Genomic DNA, 16,310 nt, shown 5'->3' with positions numbered 1-16,310 from the left:
TCACCCCTCCTCAGGCAGCAAACAGCGTGACCAGGTAGACGCGGGCCATCGAGACCTCCCGCACCGGCACCCGTTGCATGATGCGGCGGGTGATGAGGCCGGGGAAGAGGTAGGCTTCGGTGACGAGGATTGCCCGCACCGCCGACATGGCGAAGGTGAGGTCGCCACGCATGGTCATGCGCCGCTCGGCGTAGGCCCGGGCGATGGACATCTGCCCCAGGAACACCGGCAACGCACCGTCGAGGTGTTTGAAGGTGATGAGCAGGGTGGCGTCTGGCAGTGGACGGAGGCCCAGGAAGCGGAGGCGGCCGCCCTGCCGCGCCAGCGACATGGCCGGTCCGGACGGCGCAATCGCGAGGCAGAGCCCCGCACCCTCGGCCCAGGAGCTGACCTCGGCGGCCACCCGACTGTCCAGCCGGGCGCAGACGCACATGCCCCGGCCCAGAAACCAGAGCAGGATCCGGATGAGGAGCGCCTTCAGTCCCTTCATGCCCATCATCCCTTTCCGCTGATGCTCCGAACGCAACCTTACAAGAAGTTCGACGATTAGCGTCCAGAATCCTGTACTCTTCCGCTCGGGTGCCTGACCTAGACCCTTCGTATACACGTTCCCCCGGAGGCGCATGGTCCCGCGAATCTGGCCACGTGCCGTGCGGAGCAGGCCAGGCGTATCTTATTCGTCCGATAACACAGAATTATACCGGATATCAGATACGCGAGTTTGTGTTTGGAAAGATTCTAGATTATCGTGGGGTTACGAGGGGAAGACTCCCCGCAAACTCAGCCACGACACACAGAGGAGGATGCAGGCATGTTTCGGCGACGGCACATCCTTGCGCTGGCCGGAGCCCTGACCCTGGGTCTGGTTGTCGGCTGCAGCTCCGCTCCCTCGACCCCAACTTCGACCACGACCGCCGACTTGTCCGCGAACCCGTCCGGGTCCGGCGAACTGACCATGGTCCGGGAGGGGAACTTCGCCACGATCGTTGCACCACCCGAGCCCGAGGACAACCCGACCACCCCGGAGAAGGTGGAGCTGGGCAAGATGCTCTACTTCGACCCCCGGCTCAGCAGCAGCGGCGTGATCTCCTGTGCGACCTGCCACAACCTCGGGCTGGGCGGAACCGACCGCCTTCCCACCTCGATCGGCCATGGTTTCCAGAACACGCCCCGCAACGCTCCGACGGTGCTGAACGCCGCCTTCTTCCAGAACCAGTTCTGGGACGGCCGCGCCCAGGGGCTGGAGGAGCAGGCCAAGGGCCCCATCCAGGCCGAAGGCGAGATGAACATGCCCGCCGACCAGGCCGTGGCGCGCATCAAGTCCATCAAGGGCTACCACGAGTATTTCGAGAAGGCCTTCCCGGGTGAGGCCGATCCCATCACCTTCGACAACATCGTGAAGGCTATCGCCGCCTTCGAGCGCACCTTGATCACGCCCAACGACGCACTGGACCGCTACCTGCGCGGCGACAAGCAGGCGCTCTCGCCGCAGGCCATCCGGGGCATGGAGACCTTCGACTCCATCGGCTGCACCTCGTGCCACGCCGGCCCGGCCCTCTCCAGCGGGGCCATGATGAAGTTCGACTGGGGGAGCGACGCAGGCAAGGCGAGCTGGACCAACAACCCGGAGGATGAGAAGTTCTTCCGGGTCCAGACCCTCCGCAACGTCTCGCTGACCGGGCCGTACTTCCACGACGGGTCCGTGGAGACGCTGGAGGAGGCCGTGACGATCATGGCCAGGGTGCAGCTGGGCGTGGAGCTGACCGACCAGCAGCGGGACGACATCGTCGCTTTCCTGCGCTCGCTGGTGGGCGAGATGCCCGCGGTGACGGTGCCGGTCCTGCCGGCCGAGTAAACTTCAACCCCAGAGACCGGGGCGTAAGCTCCCCGGTCTTTTTATGTGCAGACGCCGGGCACCGGTGATGGGGGACGGGCAGACCGCGTGCAGGCCAAGATATGTGACAAAGGTAACATTACGAAAAAGAAGGAAAAAGGCGGACGCCGGCCAATATGAATGGACTGATGGTCTGACCACCCGGCCGCATGTCCGCGGGCGCGCACGCGGACACCAACGGGCCGGAGGGTCGGGCCGACCAAAGGGGGGGTTGTGATGCCGTCTGGCACACTGGCGTTTCTGGCCATCAGTCCGATCTTGACCGTGTTCCTGTTCCTGGTCGTCCTCCGCTGGCCGGCGAGCCGGGCCATGCCCCTGGCGCTGGTCGTGGCAGCCGCGGTCTCCATGACCGTGTGGAAGGTGACCGGGGTGCACGTGGCCGCCTCCATCGCCCAGGGGGTCGTGGTCGCCCTGGACATCCTGTTCATCGTGTTCGGGGCGCTGCTGCTCCTGGCCACGCTCCGGGAGAGCGGTGCGGTGGCCACCATCCGCCGCGGGTTCATGGACATCAGCCCCGACCGGCGCATTCAGGCGATCATCGTGGGCTGGCTGTTCGGCAGCTTCATCGAGGGGGCATCGGGCTTCGGCACGCCCGCCGCCGTGGCGGGGCCGCTGATGCTGGCGCTGGGGTTCCCGGCGTCGGCCGCCGTCATGGTGGGCCTCATGATCCAGTCGACTCCGGTGACCTTCGGCGCGATCGGGACGCCGGTGCTGGTGGGGGTAAGCACCGGGCTGAACACCGAGATCGTACAGAACTACGTGGCGGCTTCCGGCTTCGGCCAGTGGACCGAGTACCTGGGGCAGATCGCGTGGCGGGCGGCGCTGCTGCACTTCGCCGCCGGCACCCTGATTCCGCTGTTCATCAGCAGCTTCCTGACCGGCTTCTACGGCGAGCGCCGCTCCTTCGTGGAGGGCCTGAAGGCGTGGCGGTTCGCTCTGTTCTCCGCCTTCGCCATGACGGTTCCGTACCTTCTGGTGGCTTACTTCCTGGGACCGGAGTTCCCATCCCTGATCGGCGGTCTCGTGGGCCTCGCCATCGTGGTGGCTGCGGCCCGCAAGGGCTTCCTGGTGCCGGCGGAGGTCTTTGACTTCCCGCCGCGGGCCCGGTGGGAGAAGGACTGGATGGGAACCGTGGAAGGCGAGGTGGGCCAGGAGCGGCCCGGCATGACCCTGCTCAAGGCGTGGCTCCCCTACGTGCTGGTGGCGGGTCTGCTGGTGCTGACCCGGGTTCCCCAAGTCGGGCTGAAGGCGCCGCTGAACAACATCGTGATCGCGTGGCCGAACATCTTCGGCACTAGCCTGTCTGCTTCCGTGACGCCGCTGTACTCCCCGGGCTTCATCTTTATCCTGGTCTCGCTGCTGGTGGTGCTCCTTCATGGGATGAAAGTCTCTGAGGTAAAGCGCGCATGGGCGTCAGCCTTCCGGCAGGTGCTCGGGGCAGCGCCGGCGCTCCTCTTCGCGGTGCCGATGGTGCGGGTCTTTATCAACTCGGACGGCGGAGCGTCAGGCCTCGCGTCGATGCCCCTCACCCTGGCCACCGCCGCCGCCACCGCAGCCGGCGCCGCCTGGCCGCTCTTCGCGCCCTGGATCGGCGCACTCGGGGCGTTCGTGGCCGGCTCCAACACCGTCTCCAACATGATGTTCGCCCTCTTCCAGTGGGGCGTGGCTGACCAGATCGGGGCCATTCGCGAGGTGGTGGTAGCCGTGCAGGCGGTGGGGGGCGCCGCCGGCAACATGATCACCGTCCACAACGTGGTGGCGGCCGCGGCGGTCGTGGGCCTGGCAGGCCAGGAGGGGGCGATGATCCGCAAGACCATCATCCCCATGACCTACTACGTGCTGCTGGCCGGTTCGCTCGCCTACATCTGGAACTACGGCGTTGGGCTGAACCTTGGAACCCTGGTGCTGGGCGGGCTGCTGCTGGTGGGGCTTGGCATCCTGGTGCGCGCCCGCACCGCCGCCCCTGCCCTGTCAGGGGCAGGCAGCGCACGCGGCGCCTGAGGGGATGAGCGGCATGCGCGTCTCTCTGTTCATCACCTGCCTGGCCGATCTGCTCTTCCCGGAGGTCGGGGTGGCCACTGTACGGCTGCTTCGCCACCTGGGGGTGCAGGTGGACTTTCCGCAGGGACAGACCTGCTGCGGCCAGGCCATGTGGAACAGCGGCTTCCGCACCGAGGCAGCGGTCCTGGCCCGGCAGCACCTCGCGGCCTTCGGCGGCAGTGACTACATCGTGGCCCCGTCGGGTTCCTGCGCCGGAATGGTCTGCCGCCATTACGAGGAACTCTTCCGGGACGAGCCCGCGCTGCTGGAGCAGGCCCGGCAGGTGGCCGCGCGGACCTACGAGCTCTCCCAGTTCCTGGTGGACGTGCTGGGGGTGGAGGACCTGGGCGCCTCCTATCGCGGCCGGGCGGTCTACCACAACGGCTGCCACATGGCCAGGGTCCTGGGGGTGAGCAATCCGCCGCTGCGCCTGCTGCGGCGGGTGCGGGGGTTGGAACTGGTGGAGATGGAGCGGCCGGATCTCTGCTGCGGCTTCGGGGGCACCTTCAGCATCAAGCAGCCGGAGATTTCGGTGGCAATGGCCGATGAGAAGATCGAGCACCTGAACGCCGCAGGCGCCGACCTCCTGGTGAGCGCGGACCTGGGCTGCCTCATGCAGCTCGAGGGCCGCCTGCGGCAGCGGGGCGCCGGGGTGCGGACGTTGCACCTGGCGACCCTGCTGGCCGAGGGGGTGGGGCTGGCATGAGTGCCGGGCCGTTCACGGAAAGGGTCTCCCGGGCCCTGGCCGACGCCCGTCTGCGGGGCGCCCTGCGGTTCACCACGGACCGGCTCTTCCGCATGCGCCGCCAGGCCATGGAGGTGCTGCGGGCTTCGGCGGAGCAGGGGCTCGCCCTGGGCGACTTCGAGCGGGTGCGGGCCCGGGCGGCGGCAATCCGGCAGCATGCGGTGGCCCATCTGGACTACTACTTGGGTCAGGCCGCGGAGCAAATTCAGCGGCGCGGGGGGCAAGTCTACTTCGCCCGCAACGCCGAGGACGTGGTGCGGGTGGTCCTGGAGATTGCCCGCCGCCGCGGCGCCGATCTGGTGGTCAAGTCGAAGTCGATGGCCTCGGAGGAGGTCCACCTGAACCAGATCCTGGCCCGAGCAGGTATCGAAGCGGTGGAGAGTGACCTGGGCGAGTACATCGTTCAGCTGGCCGGCGAGACGCCCTCGCACATCATCATCCCCGCCATTCACAAGACCCGGGAGCAGGTGGCCGAACTCTTTGGCCGGGTGATCGGGCACGCGCTGTCCGCCGACACGCCTACCCTGACAGCCGTGGCTCGTCAGGTGCTGCGGGAGAAGTTCCTGCGCGCCGGAATCGGCGTGAGCGGGGCCAACTTCGTGGTGGCCGAGACGGGAACGCTGGTGCTGGTGACCAACGAGGGGAACGGCCGGCTGGTCAGCTCGGTTCCGCCGGTCCACGTGGCCATCGTGGGAATCGAGAAGGTGATTCCAACCCTGGCGGACCTCTCGCCCCTGCTGGCGGTGCTGGCCCGCAGTGCCACCGGGCAGCAGATCACCACCTATACCCACCTGATCACGGGTCCCCGGCGGCCCGGTGAGCTCGACGGGCCGGAGGAACTTCACGTGGTCTTCCTGGACAATGGGCGCTCCCGGATCCTGGGCAGCGAATACGAGCAGGTGCTCACGTGCATCCGGTGCGGGGCCTGCCTGAACGTCTGCCCGGTCTACCGGCAGATCGGCGGCCACGCCTATGGCGGGGTGTACAGCGGCCCCATCGGCGCCGTGATCACGCCGCTGCTGGGCGGCCGGCAGGAGTGGTCAGACCTGCCGATGGCCACCAGCCTCTGCGGGGCCTGCCACGAGGTCTGCCCGGTGGGGATTCCCCTCCACGACCTGCTGGTGCGCCTGCGGGAGGAGAACGTGGCCGCCGGCCGCACGGAGGGTGGGGAGCGGCTGGCAATGCGGCTCCTGGCCTGGGCTTGGAGCCGCCCGTGGGCCTACCGGCTGAGCGGCCGCATCGCCCGGTGGCTGCAGCGGGGCTTCTTCGCCGGATCGGCCGCCGGCGATGGCTGCTGGTCAGAGCGAGGGCCCGGCCCCCTCGCCGCCTGGGCCGCCGGGCGACAGGTGCCAGTGCTGGCCCCGCGCTCCTTCCGGGAGCTGTGGGGTGACCTGGTTGCGGAGCCCGCCGGGCCGGCGGCGGCCGTGCGGGCCGCGCGGGAGCAGCCCGAACAGTCCGGGGCATCAGGCCCGGACGGGCCTGGCGGAGGGAGGTGAAGCGGCCATGACCGAGCACGAGTTGTTGACCGCACTGGCCCGCCGCAAGGGCCGGGAGCGGCCCCTGGCCGGGCCGGTGGAATGGGACAGCGACGCGTCGCTGCTCGCACGGTCTCCCGACTGGGGGCTGGACGCGCTCTGGGAACGGTTCGCCCGCGAGCTGGAGAGGCTGGGCGGCACCCCCTACCGGGCCGCCTCGCTGGCGGACGCACGCGCACACGTAGCGCGGGTGGCGGCCGGGGCGGCGGGGCTGCCGGCAGCTCAGGCCGCCGGCGGTGACCGGCCGATAGTGATGGCCTGGAACCACCCGGTGGTGGCGTCGCTGGGGTTGGACGGTGCGTTGCGTGAAGTCGGTCTGGACCTGGCGGTCTGGGGCGGGAACGCTGCGGCCGGTCCCAGGCAGGCAAGAGAGCTGGCGGCCCGGGCTGTGGCGGGGATCACGGGCGTCGACTGGGCGGTGGCCGAGACCGGTACGCTCCTGCTCTGCTCCGCACCCGGCCGGGGGCGTGTGGTCAGCCTGCTGCCCCCCGTGCACGTTGCCCTGATCCGTCCCGCCCAGCTGCTGCCGTCGCTCGCAGAGGCCATCAGGCGGGTGGGCCGGGCGACGGAACTGCCCTCCTCCCTGGTGCTGATCACCGGACCCAGCCGCAGCGCCGACATCGAGAACGACCTCAGCATCGGCGTCCACGGTCCCGGCTCCGTCCACGCCGTGCTGCTGCCGGAGTAAGGCTGCCTCGTCGCGCCGTGGAAGCAGGATCCAACACCGCTCGCTCATAATACGTACAAGGTGGGCCGATCGCCGCTCTCTCGTGCACAAGCCACTGGACCATCACGTACAGCAGAGGAGAGGATCACGCACTATGGACAATTTCGTTTTCCACAATCCCACCAGGCTGATCTTCGGCCGCGGGCAGCTCCGGTGCCTTCGGACGGAACTCGAACCCTACGGCAAGCGGCTGCTTCTGGTTTACGGCGGCGGCTCGATCAAGCGCACCGGCCTCTACGACGAGGTGATGGCCATCCTGCGGGAGGTCGGCTGCCAGGTGTTCGAACTGGCGGGGGTGGAGCCCAACCCGCGGCTCAGCACCGTCCACCGGGGTGTCGCCATCTGCCGGCAGGAGCAGATCGATTTCATCCTCGCCGTCGGGGGCGGCAGCGTGATCGACTGCGCCAAGGCCATCGCGGTCGGGGCCCGCTATGACGGGGACGTGTGGGAGGTCATTACCGGGAAGGGACAGGCAACCGGGGCGCTGCCCTTCGGCACGGTGCTCACCCTGGCAGCCACCGGCTCGGAGATGAACCCGAGCTCGGTGATCACCAACTGGGAGACCCGGCAGAAGCTCGGCTGGTCCGCCGAGCCGTACACCTACCCCGCCTTCTCGATCCTGGACCCCGTCTACACCTTCACCGTGCCCCGGAACCACACCGTGTACGGCGTGGTGGACATGATGTCCCACGCGCTGGAGCAGTACTTCCACGCGGCGGACAACGCACCCCTGATCGACCGCTGGATCGAGGACCTGCTGCGCACGGTGATGGAGGCGGCGCCCAAGGTGGTGGCCAACCCAACGGACTACGAGGCCAGGGAGACCCTGATGTTCTGCGGCACGATGGCTCTGAACGACGTGCTCAGCATGGGCACCGACGGGGGCGACTGGGCCACCCACGCCATCGAGCACGCGCTCTCGGCGGTATACGACATCCCTCACGGCGGCGGCCTGGCCATCGTCCAGCCCAACTGGATGAAGTACTGCCTGGACGTCAACCCGGCGCGGTTCGCCCGCCTGGCGGTGCGGGTATTCGACGTGGACCCGGCAGGCCGCACGGACCGGGAAGTGGGCCTGGAGGGGATCGAGCGGCTGCGGCAGTTCTGGACGAGTATTGGCGCACCCTCCCGGCTTGCCGACTACGGCATCGGCGACGAGCAGATCGAGCGGATGGCTGCCCTGGCCATGAGGGGCGAGACCATCGGTCACTTCCGCAAGCTGACGCAGGAAGACGTGGCCGCGATCCTGCGGATGTCGCTGTAAGGGCAGTGGTGGTCCGACGGCCTCACCACACTGCTGCGCGGGCCGTCGCACTTGTTCGCACTGGCTGGTGCTGAGGCGCGGTGTAGGGGCGGTGGGCCCTGAGTCGCCGGAGGCTACGCGCGGCTGTGCAGGCCGGCCAGGCGGGTGGGACCTGTTCGCATTTGCTGGTGCTCACGACTGCTGTGCCCCCCACGACTGTCGCCAGACCGCAGCACCAGTGAAGTAGAACAGGCACGATGTCTGGCGGGAGCACCAGGCGACTTGCGGGTGCAGGGAAGCCAGAGGGTTCCTCAGGCGCAGCACCAGTGAAGTCGAACAGGAACAACGGGCGCGGAGGTAATACCCTCCGCGCCCCTTGTCTACCTGACTTTTCTGTGAGCTTAGCTGTGCTTCTTGATGAACTCGAGGATTTTCTCCAGGATCAGCTCCTTGTCATTGTCCAGCGTGGCCACGTGGTACGAGTTCTCCAGCCACAGCAATTCCTTCTCCGTGCTGGAGACGGCGCTCATGATCAGCTTGCCGTTGCGGGGCGGCACCACGTGGTCTTCCCGCGACTGGATGACCAGGATGGGACACTTCACCCGGGAGAGCATCATCTGCGTGACGGCGCCCAGGGCGATCAGGTGCTTGATGGCCGGCACCGGGGTGACCGGGTAGGCCAGCTCCTTCACGTCGGGGGCCTTGATGTCGCTGCCGATGCCGGGCAGCTCAGCCGGCGCGTCGGGGGCGAAGGCAAGGGCCGCCATGTCGGGGGAGTCCATCGCGACCGCGGCGTTGATGGGGATGACGCCGGCGAACCGGTCCGGGAACTGGGCCGCGGCCCAGAGCGTGAGCGTGCCGCCCATGGAGAGGCCGGTCATGAAGAGGACGTCACAGCGCTCCTCCAGCCAGCGCATGGCCGCCACGATGTCCGCTGTCCAGTCGGACGCGGTGGCGGCGGCCATGTCGGCGGGCGTGGTGCCGTGCCCCTTGAGGCGCGGCAGGGCCACCGTGTAGCCGGCCCTGGCGATGCCCTCGGCCAGGAAGCGCATGGACTGCGGTGTGCCCGTGAACCCGTGAGAGACGAGGACACCTGTGCGACTGCCGGTGGCGTACAGCGGTTCGGCGCCAGGGAGAACCGGGAGGTCCGTCATGGCGAGATCACTCCTCTCTCAGCCAGGTGCTGCATTTCTTTGCTTCTCGAATGGTTACGGCAATTCCTTCCCGGTTCAACACCTTCTCCGGCGGATTGGCACAGGCTTCAGGCCAGTGGCCGGCGGTCCCGCGAAACGCCGGAACGCACCTGCAGACCGGCTGACTGCAGATGCGTTCCCGGGCGCCCCTATCAGAGCGGGCTTACGAACCAGCGGCCGTAGGCGACGAAGGCAGCCAGCAGCAGGAGCACCGCGTTCAGCGCAACGGCCTGGCCCTCGCCCCGCCGGGCGTGGAACCCCGCGGCCAGAAGCATGATGAGTCCGAGACCCACGGCGGCCAGCGGCGTGAGCCACGACGGGAGCGCGGTGACGGCAGGCAGGACCATCCCGAGGGCGCCGAGCAGTTCCGCGGCGCCGATGAACGTGACCAGGCCCCTCGGCACGTCCTTGACCCAGGCCAGGGTCTGCTTCGCCCGGTCGTACTGGAACGCCTTCTGGAACCCGGCCATCAGGAACACGGCAGTGAGCACGACCTGGGCGGCCCACAGGCCGGTGTTCAGCCAGTCCACTTTCCGAACCTCCCCGGCTTGCGGTGCTTCTGTGTGCGTTACGGGTACAGCACTGTTCGACAAGCGTGCAGCCGGGCGGGCCAAGCTGCAACTTGTGTGGCACATCATATGAGCAGAGACCAAGACTGTGCCACACACGAATGTCCCGGGGCCGCCGGTCCGGGAACCCGCGCCCACGCCGCGGCGCCAAAATCGAAGTGGCGGCTCCGCCAGCCTGGGCGGAACCGCCATGTATCGCTACAGCAGCCCCATCTCCCGCGCCTTCTTGAGCCGTTCGCTCATCCGGTCCGGCGTCCACGGCGGGTCGAAGACCAGCCGCACGTCCACCTGGTTCACGCCGGGGATGGACTTGAGCGCGGCTTCTGCCTGCATCTGGAGCAGCGGTCCGATGGGGCAGGCCTGGGTGGTGAGCGTCATGTCGATGCCCACGTTGTTGTCCTCTGTGATCTCGATGTCGTAGACCAGACCCAGGTCCACGACGTTGATGCGCAGCTCGGGGTCGACCACCCGCTCGAGCACCTTGAGCACCTGCTCCTTGGTAATCTGCGCCACCTGCGTCACACCTCCACGAGGATATCGTTCCCCTGGACGACGACCTTAAAGGTCTCCACCGGGGTGACCGCCGGCAGCGTGAGCGCTGCGCCGGTCCTGATGTCGAACAGGGCGCCGTGGCGGGGGCACGCCACACGGTCGCCCATGATCTGCCCCTCGCTGAGCGACGCCTCGGCGTGGGAGCAGGTGTCGGCCACGGCGTAGTAGCCGTCTTCCAGGTGGAATATGGCGACGGGCACCCGCTTCACCACGACTCGCTTCGACTGACCCACCGGAACCTCGTGCGTCTCGGCAACCTTCACCAGCGCCATCGATTTCGCCCCCTGTGCGGGTCGGGTACGGGACCCGCCTGTGCCATGTTGGATCGACTGGTCCACTGCCCGGCAGGCGGAACGCTCCGCAGCGTGCCGCCGACCGCGGTCACCGGCCGAGTCGATGCCATCCGCACCGGCGCCAACGCACCGGGCGGCCGGTTAGCCCACCGAACCCTCCATCTCCATCTCAATGAGCCGGTTCAGCTCGACGGCGTACTCCATCGGCAGCTCGCGGGCGAAGGGCTCGATGAAGCCCATCACGATCATCGTCAGGGCCTGCTCCTCGGAGAGGCCGCGGCTCATCAGGTAGAAGAGCTGCTCCTCGGAGACCTTGGAGACGGTGGCCTCGTGCTCGATGGTGACGTTCTGGTTCTTGATGTCCATATACGGGATGGTGTGCGACTGGGACTTGTCGTCAAAGATCAGCGCGTCGCATTCCACCTTCACCTTGGCCCGCTCCGCCTGCGGCTCCACCAGGATGTGGCCGCGATAGGTGGTGTTGCCGCCATCGCGGGAGATGGACTTGGAGGTGATGCGGGACGAGGTGTCGGGAGCGAAGTGATAGATCTTGGCGCCGGCGTCCTGGATCATGCCCCGGGAGGCGACGGCGATGGAGATGACCTCACCGCGGGCCCGGGGGCCCATCAGGTAGATCGCCGGGTACTTCATCGTCACCTTGGAGCCGATGTTGCCGTCAACCCACTCCATCACTGCATCCTCGTACGCCACAGCCCGCTTGGTGACGAGGTTGTAGACGTTGGTGGACCAGTTCTGGATGGTGGAGTACCGGCAGCGGCCGCCCTTCTTCACGATGATCTCCACCACCGCTGCATGGAGCGAATCGGTGGAGTAGATGGGGGCGGTGCAGCCCTCGACGTAGTGGACGTTGGCGCCCTCGTCGACGATGATCAGCGTCCGCTCGAACTGGCCCATGTTCTCCGTGTTGATGCGGAAGTAGGCCTGCAGCGGGATCTCGACCTTCACGCCCGGGGGCACGTAGATGAAGGAGCCGCCGGACCAGACGGCCGTGTTCAGGGCCGCGAACTTGTTGTCCGTCATCGGCACGATGGTGCCGAAGTACTGCCGCACGATGTCCGGGTACTCCCGGACGGCGGTGTCCATGTCGCAGAAGATGACGCCCTGGGCCTCGAGGTCCTTGCGGATGTTGTGGTAGACCACTTCAGACTCGTACTGCGCCGACACGCCGGCCAGGTACTTGCGCTCCGCCTCGGGGATGCCCAGACGGTCGAAGGTGCGCTTGATCTCTGCGGGCACCTCGTCCCAGGTGCGGCCCTGCCGGTCGGTGGCCCGCACGAAGTAGTGGATGTTCTGGAAATCGACCCCCGACAGGTCGGTGCCCCAGGTGGGCATCGGCTTGGCCTGGAAGACCTCAAAGGCCTTCAGCCGGATCTCCCGCATCCACTCGGGCTCGTTCTTGAACCGGGAGATCGACTCGACGATCTCGCGGGTGAGCCCCTTGTCGGACTTGAACACGTAGTTCTCGGGGTCGCGGAAGCCGTATTTATACTCACCGACGATTTCGTACGGCTGGCTAACCATTCTTTGCCCCTCCTTCGTACTCCTTGATCCCCTCTTCCAGGCAGTGCCAGGCCAGGGTCGCACACTTGATGCGCACGGGGAACTTGCTCACGCCAGAGAGCGCCTGGATCTCGCCGAGGGGCTTGTAGTTCCCCTGCTCCCCCTGAATCATGCTGTAGAAGCTCCGCATCAGCTCCTGGGCCTCTGCCAGCGTTTTCCCCTTCAGGGCGACCGACATCATGGACGCGCTGGCCATGGAGATGGAACAGCCGCGCCCGTTCCACTTGACGTCGGTGATCTTGCCGTCATCACCAAGCTCGACCTGGACCTCGATGTCGTCGCCGCACGTGGGGTTGTGCAGATGCTTCTTGAGCACGGCGCGCTGCACGACTCCCTTGTTGCGCGGCCGCTTGTAGTGGTCGAGGATGACTTGCTGGTAGAGCGCACTCAGGTTCACCGGATGCTGAGCTTCGTTGTTCATACGCCGAAGAACTCCTTTGCGTGGAGGATGGCGTCGACCAGCCGGTCGACCTCCGCCTGCATATTGTAGATATAAAAGCTCGCTCGGTTGGTCGCCGGCACGTCGAGGATCTCCATTAGCGGCTGGGCGCAGTGGTGGCCCACCCGGATGGCCACGCCCTCGGCGTTGAGCACCGCCGACAGGTCGTGGGGGTGAATGCCCGCCACGTCGAAGCTGATGAGGCCGGCCCGGGGCTGCCGCGGGCCGAAGAGCCGCACGCCGTCGATGGCCGAGAGCCGCTCCCAGGCGTACTGGGTGAGCGCCTTCTCGTGCGCGTAGACGTTCTCCATGCCCAGCGCGGTGAGGTAGTCCACGGCCACCCCGAAGGCGATGAAGTCGGCAATGTTCGGGGTGCCGGCCTCGAACTTGGCCGGGGGCTCCGCCCACTTCGCACCGGTGAGGTGCGCCTCGGCGATCATGGAGCCGCCGAAGTAGGTGGGTTCCATCTCCTCCAGCAGTTCCATCTTGCCCCAGAGGAAGCCGGTACCCGTGGGTGCGAGCATCTTGTGCCCGGCGACGGCGATCCAATCCGCGTCCCAGTCTACCACGTTCACGGGCATGTGCGGTACCACCTGTACAGCATCCACCGCCACCTTGGCCCCCGCCTGGTGCGCCCTGGCCACCATCTCCTTCACCGGGTTGATGGTGCCCAGCACGTTGGAGGCCCCGGAGATGGCCACGAAGCGCACGTTGCCCTCGCTCAGCAGCCGGTCGTAGTGTTCCTGGTCCAGGGTGCCGTCGGGGAGCAGGTTCACGTACTTCACCTGGGCTCCGGTGGCCAGGGCGGCCTGCTGCCAGGGGAGCAGGTTAGAGTGGTGCTCCATGCCGGAGGTGATGATGACGTCGCCGGGCCGCAGCCGGGGGCGCAGCCAGCCGTACGCGATCATGTTCAGCCCCTCGGACCCGTTCCGGGTGAAGATCACCTGGTTGGGCGAAGGCGAGCCGATGAAGCGCGCAATCTTCGCCCGTGCGCCTTCGTAGGCCTCGGTGGCCCGCTCGGCCAGGGTGTGAATGCCCCGGTGGACGTTCGCGTTATATCCCTCGTAGTATTCGACCAGCGCCTGAATCACCTGCCGCGGCTTCTGCGTGGTTGCCGCATTGTCGAGGTAGACCAGGGGATGGCCGTTCATCTCCTGATGGAGGATCGGGAAGTCCTGCCGGATTCGGGCCACATCCAGGGCCACTTACTTCACCTTCTCTCCCATGAGCTGGATCATCTCGTCACGCAGTTCCGCCACGGGGATCTGCTCCAGCACCGGCGCCAGGAAGGCCAGCACCAGCATGCGGACGGCCTCGGCCCGGGTGAGGCCGCGGGCCTGCAGGTAGAAGAGCTGCTCCTCGTCGAGCTGGCCCACCGTGGCGGCGTGGCCGGCGCCCTCGACCTCGTGCTCGTTGATGATGAGGGCCGGGATCGAGTCGGCCCGGGCCTTGTCGGAGAGGAGGAGGGCCTGCTGCCGCTGGAACGTGGAGGCGTTCTTGGCGGCGTAGTTGATCTGGCCGTTGCCGCGGAAGACGGTGTGCGCCCGGCCGGAGAGGACGCCGCGGCCCAGGATGTCGGAACGGCTGAAGGGACCGCTGTGAATCTGCGCCGCCACGATGTCCTGGTGCTGCCGGTCGGTGGCGCCGAAGACCACCTTCAGGCTGGACTCGGAACCGGCGCCGTCCACGTTGTTGACGATTTCGGAACGCACCAGGGCGCCGCCGAACTCGCCGCCGACCCAGTCGAGGGTGGCGTCGCGGCCCGTCACGCCGCGGCGGAAGACGAAGGCCCAGGCATCCTGGGAGTGGTTCTGCAGGTAGCCGTAGCGCACCCGGGCGCCCTGGGCCGGGAAGACCTCCACCACGGCCACGCTGAGATAGTCGCCGGTGCCCTCATACCGCTCCAGGAGCGTGACCTCGGCGTTGTCCTCGGCGATCACCAGCGTGTGCAGGTACTGCGCCTCGCCGTCGGCGGCCTCGTAGACCACCTGCAGCGGCTCCGGCACCACGACCCCGCGGGGCACGTAGAGCAGCACGCCGCCGTTCAGGTGGGCCGCCTGGGAGGCGCTGAGGAGGTTCTGGTCCATCGGGAAGAGCTTGCCCAGGTACTGCGCCACCAGGTCGGCGTGCTCAGCCGCCGCGGTGAGCAGGTCGGTGAAGATCACGCCATCCGGCACGGAACCCTTGAGGGTGACGCGGGCGGGCACCGGCCGGTATTGGGTCACGTCAAGCCCCTCCAGGGAGGTGCGCCGCCAGGCCTCGTCGGTCTTGGCCGGAAGTTGCAGCGACTCGGTGAGCGAGCGGGCCGCCTGGCGCCGCTCCTCCAGGAAGCGGGGTTCGGTGACGGTCGGCATGGGTTACTTCACCCCCGCCTCGGCCGTCTCGTCCACGATGCCGAGCTCGGCCTTGATCCAGTCGTAGCCCTTCTTCTCGATCTCGAGGGCCAGCTCGGGGCCGCCCGTCTTCACGATGCGGCCGTTCATGAGCACGTGCACCACGTCGGGCCGGATATGGTCAAGGATGCGGTGGTAGTGGGTGATGACGATGGCGCCGAAGTCGGGGCCGCGCAGGGAGTTGACGGCCTTGGCGACGACCTTCAGGGCGTCGATGTCGAGGCCGGAGTCGGTCTCGTCCAGGATGGCGATCTTGGGCTGCAGGAGCGTCATCTGCAGCATCTCGTTCCGCTTCTTCTCGCCGCCGGAGAAGCCTTCGTTCAGGTAGCGGCCGGCGAAGGACTCATCCATCTCGAGCAGCTGCATCTTCTCGGCGAGCATCTCCTGGAACTCCCAGACGCCGATCTCCTCGCCGCGTACGGCGCTCACGGCCTGACGGAGGAAGTTGGCCACGGTGACGCCCGAGACCTCGAAGGGATACTGGAACGCGAGGAAGAGGCCGGCCTTCGCTCGCTCCGTGACGTCCATCTCCAGCACGTTCTGGTCGCCGAGCATCACGGTACCTTCGGTGACCTCGTAGCGGGGATGGCCCATGAGGGCGAAGCCGAGGGTGGTCTTGCCGGCTCCGTTGGGGCCCATGATGGCGTGGATCTCGCCCGGCTTGACCTCGAGATCCAGCCCCTTGATGATCTCCTTGCCCTCGATGCTCACATGCAAGTTCTTGACAATCAGAGGGGCGCCAGTGGTCACGATCGCACTACTCCTTTCGATTCCTTTCGCTATAGTCCAGACCCGATCCGATCAACCCGGGTGCCACCCGCAGCCGGTGTGCCCTGGCAGTATCTCCCGGGCAGGGCGGCTCGCCCTCCCGGTCCGTTCGTCCGAGTGGCCGCCCCGGCCGGGCGGCTCGCCGCCGCCCGTGCGCACCGGGATGTCTGCCAACTAGCATGCCCAGCGTCGGCGACCTGGCTGGGAAGTGTACCCTTGTTTTACACTGTGGCTATAGTGTAAAATAGGTGCGAAGCCAGCGGGCGGGTACGATTAAGGCTCACGCCACATTGTATGGACCAGATTTACACTGTGTCAATAGTGTTATCGGGCTCAAT

General features: G+C 67.3%; 16 protein-coding genes. 6 read left to right on the top strand and 10 right to left on the bottom strand.

Annotated features, from left to right (window positions below; all coding sequences use genetic code 11):
* Window positions 1-10: 10 nt before the first annotated feature.
* Window positions 11-490, bottom strand: coding sequence for a hypothetical protein (locus AB2385_RS05930; protein ID WP_367654026.1), 480 nt, complete (start codon window positions 488-490; stop codon window positions 11-13).
* 321 nt (window positions 491-811) lie between these two features.
* Between AB2385_RS05930 and AB2385_RS05925 the strand changes: the two genes are divergently transcribed.
* The 6 genes from AB2385_RS05925 (at window position 812) to AB2385_RS05900 (ending at window position 8,205) form a co-directional block, all read left to right on the top strand.
* On the top strand, window positions 812-1,855 hold the full coding sequence (locus AB2385_RS05925) for a cytochrome-c peroxidase (RefSeq protein ID WP_367654025.1): 1,044 nt from the start codon (window positions 812-814) through the stop codon (window positions 1,853-1,855).
* Window positions 1,856-2,110: 255 nt separating this feature from the next.
* Entirely contained in the window at window positions 2,111-3,895 is a 1,785-nt protein-coding gene (locus AB2385_RS05920) for an L-lactate permease (RefSeq protein ID WP_367654024.1), read from the top strand.
* A 13-nt stretch (window positions 3,896-3,908) separates the two neighbouring features.
* The gene (locus AB2385_RS05915) at window positions 3,909-4,640 is read left to right on the top strand and encodes a (Fe-S)-binding protein (RefSeq protein WP_367654023.1); all 732 of its coding nucleotides are present in this window, start codon (window positions 3,909-3,911) and stop codon (window positions 4,638-4,640) included.
* A complete protein-coding gene (locus AB2385_RS05910; RefSeq protein WP_367654022.1) occupies window positions 4,637-6,175 on the top strand; it encodes a LutB/LldF family L-lactate oxidation iron-sulfur protein in 1,539 nt (512 codons plus the stop codon). The genes AB2385_RS05915 and AB2385_RS05910 overlap by 4 nt, the downstream gene beginning before the upstream one ends.
* Window positions 6,176-6,182: 7 nt before the next feature.
* A complete protein-coding gene (locus AB2385_RS05905) occupies window positions 6,183-6,902 on the top strand; it encodes a lactate utilization protein C (RefSeq protein ID WP_367654021.1) in 720 nt (239 codons plus the stop codon).
* Window positions 6,903-7,035: 133 nt separating this feature from the next.
* Window positions 7,036-8,205, top strand: coding sequence for an iron-containing alcohol dehydrogenase (locus AB2385_RS05900; RefSeq protein WP_367654020.1), 1,170 nt, complete (start codon window positions 7,036-7,038; stop codon window positions 8,203-8,205).
* Between the two features lie 380 nt (window positions 8,206-8,585).
* Here AB2385_RS05900 and AB2385_RS05895 read toward each other — a convergent pair whose 3' ends face one another.
* From AB2385_RS05895 to sufC, 9 genes are all read right to left on the bottom strand, one after another.
* Window positions 8,586-9,338, bottom strand: a complete 753-nt coding sequence (locus AB2385_RS05895) for an alpha/beta hydrolase (RefSeq protein WP_367654019.1) — start codon at window positions 9,336-9,338, stop codon at window positions 8,586-8,588.
* Between the two features lie 191 nt (window positions 9,339-9,529).
* Window positions 9,530-9,907, bottom strand: a complete 378-nt coding sequence (locus AB2385_RS05890; protein WP_367654018.1) for a DoxX family protein — start codon at window positions 9,905-9,907, stop codon at window positions 9,530-9,532.
* 237 nt (window positions 9,908-10,144) lie between these two features.
* Complete coding sequence (locus AB2385_RS05885) at window positions 10,145-10,459, bottom strand: metal-sulfur cluster assembly factor (protein ID WP_367654017.1); 315 nt, start codon at window positions 10,457-10,459, stop codon at window positions 10,145-10,147.
* Window positions 10,460-10,464: 5 nt separating this feature from the next.
* Entirely contained in the window at window positions 10,465-10,770 is a 306-nt protein-coding gene (locus AB2385_RS05880; RefSeq protein WP_367654016.1) for a non-heme iron oxygenase ferredoxin subunit, read from the bottom strand.
* A gap of 162 nt (window positions 10,771-10,932) precedes the next feature.
* Window positions 10,933-12,333: a Fe-S cluster assembly protein SufB gene (gene sufB / locus AB2385_RS05875; protein ID WP_367654015.1), complete on the bottom strand. Its 1,401-nt coding sequence runs from the start codon at window positions 12,331-12,333 to the stop codon at window positions 10,933-10,935.
* A complete protein-coding gene (gene sufU / locus AB2385_RS05870; protein WP_367654014.1) occupies window positions 12,326-12,793 on the bottom strand; it encodes a Fe-S cluster assembly sulfur transfer protein SufU in 468 nt (155 codons plus the stop codon). The genes sufB and sufU overlap by 8 nt, the downstream gene beginning before the upstream one ends.
* Window positions 12,790-14,016, bottom strand: a complete 1,227-nt coding sequence (locus AB2385_RS05865; RefSeq protein WP_367654013.1) for a cysteine desulfurase — start codon at window positions 14,014-14,016, stop codon at window positions 12,790-12,792. Before AB2385_RS05865 ends, sufU begins: the two co-directional genes overlap by 4 nt.
* Window positions 14,017-15,165: a Fe-S cluster assembly protein SufD gene (gene sufD, locus AB2385_RS05860; RefSeq protein WP_367654012.1), complete on the bottom strand. Its 1,149-nt coding sequence runs from the start codon at window positions 15,163-15,165 to the stop codon at window positions 14,017-14,019.
* Window positions 15,166-15,168: 3 nt separating this feature from the next.
* The gene (gene sufC / locus AB2385_RS05855; protein ID WP_367654011.1) at window positions 15,169-15,954 is read right to left on the bottom strand and encodes a Fe-S cluster assembly ATPase SufC; all 786 of its coding nucleotides are present in this window, start codon (window positions 15,952-15,954) and stop codon (window positions 15,169-15,171) included.
* Window positions 15,955-16,310: the final 356 nt, after the last annotated feature.

This window comes from Symbiobacterium sp., assembly GCF_040797425.1.
Classification (GTDB): Bacteria; Bacillota; Sulfobacillia; order Symbiobacteriales; family Symbiobacteriaceae; genus Symbiobacterium.
The sequence above is the reverse complement of the archived record's forward strand: the minus strand, read 5'-3'. Positions and strand labels throughout refer to the sequence as shown.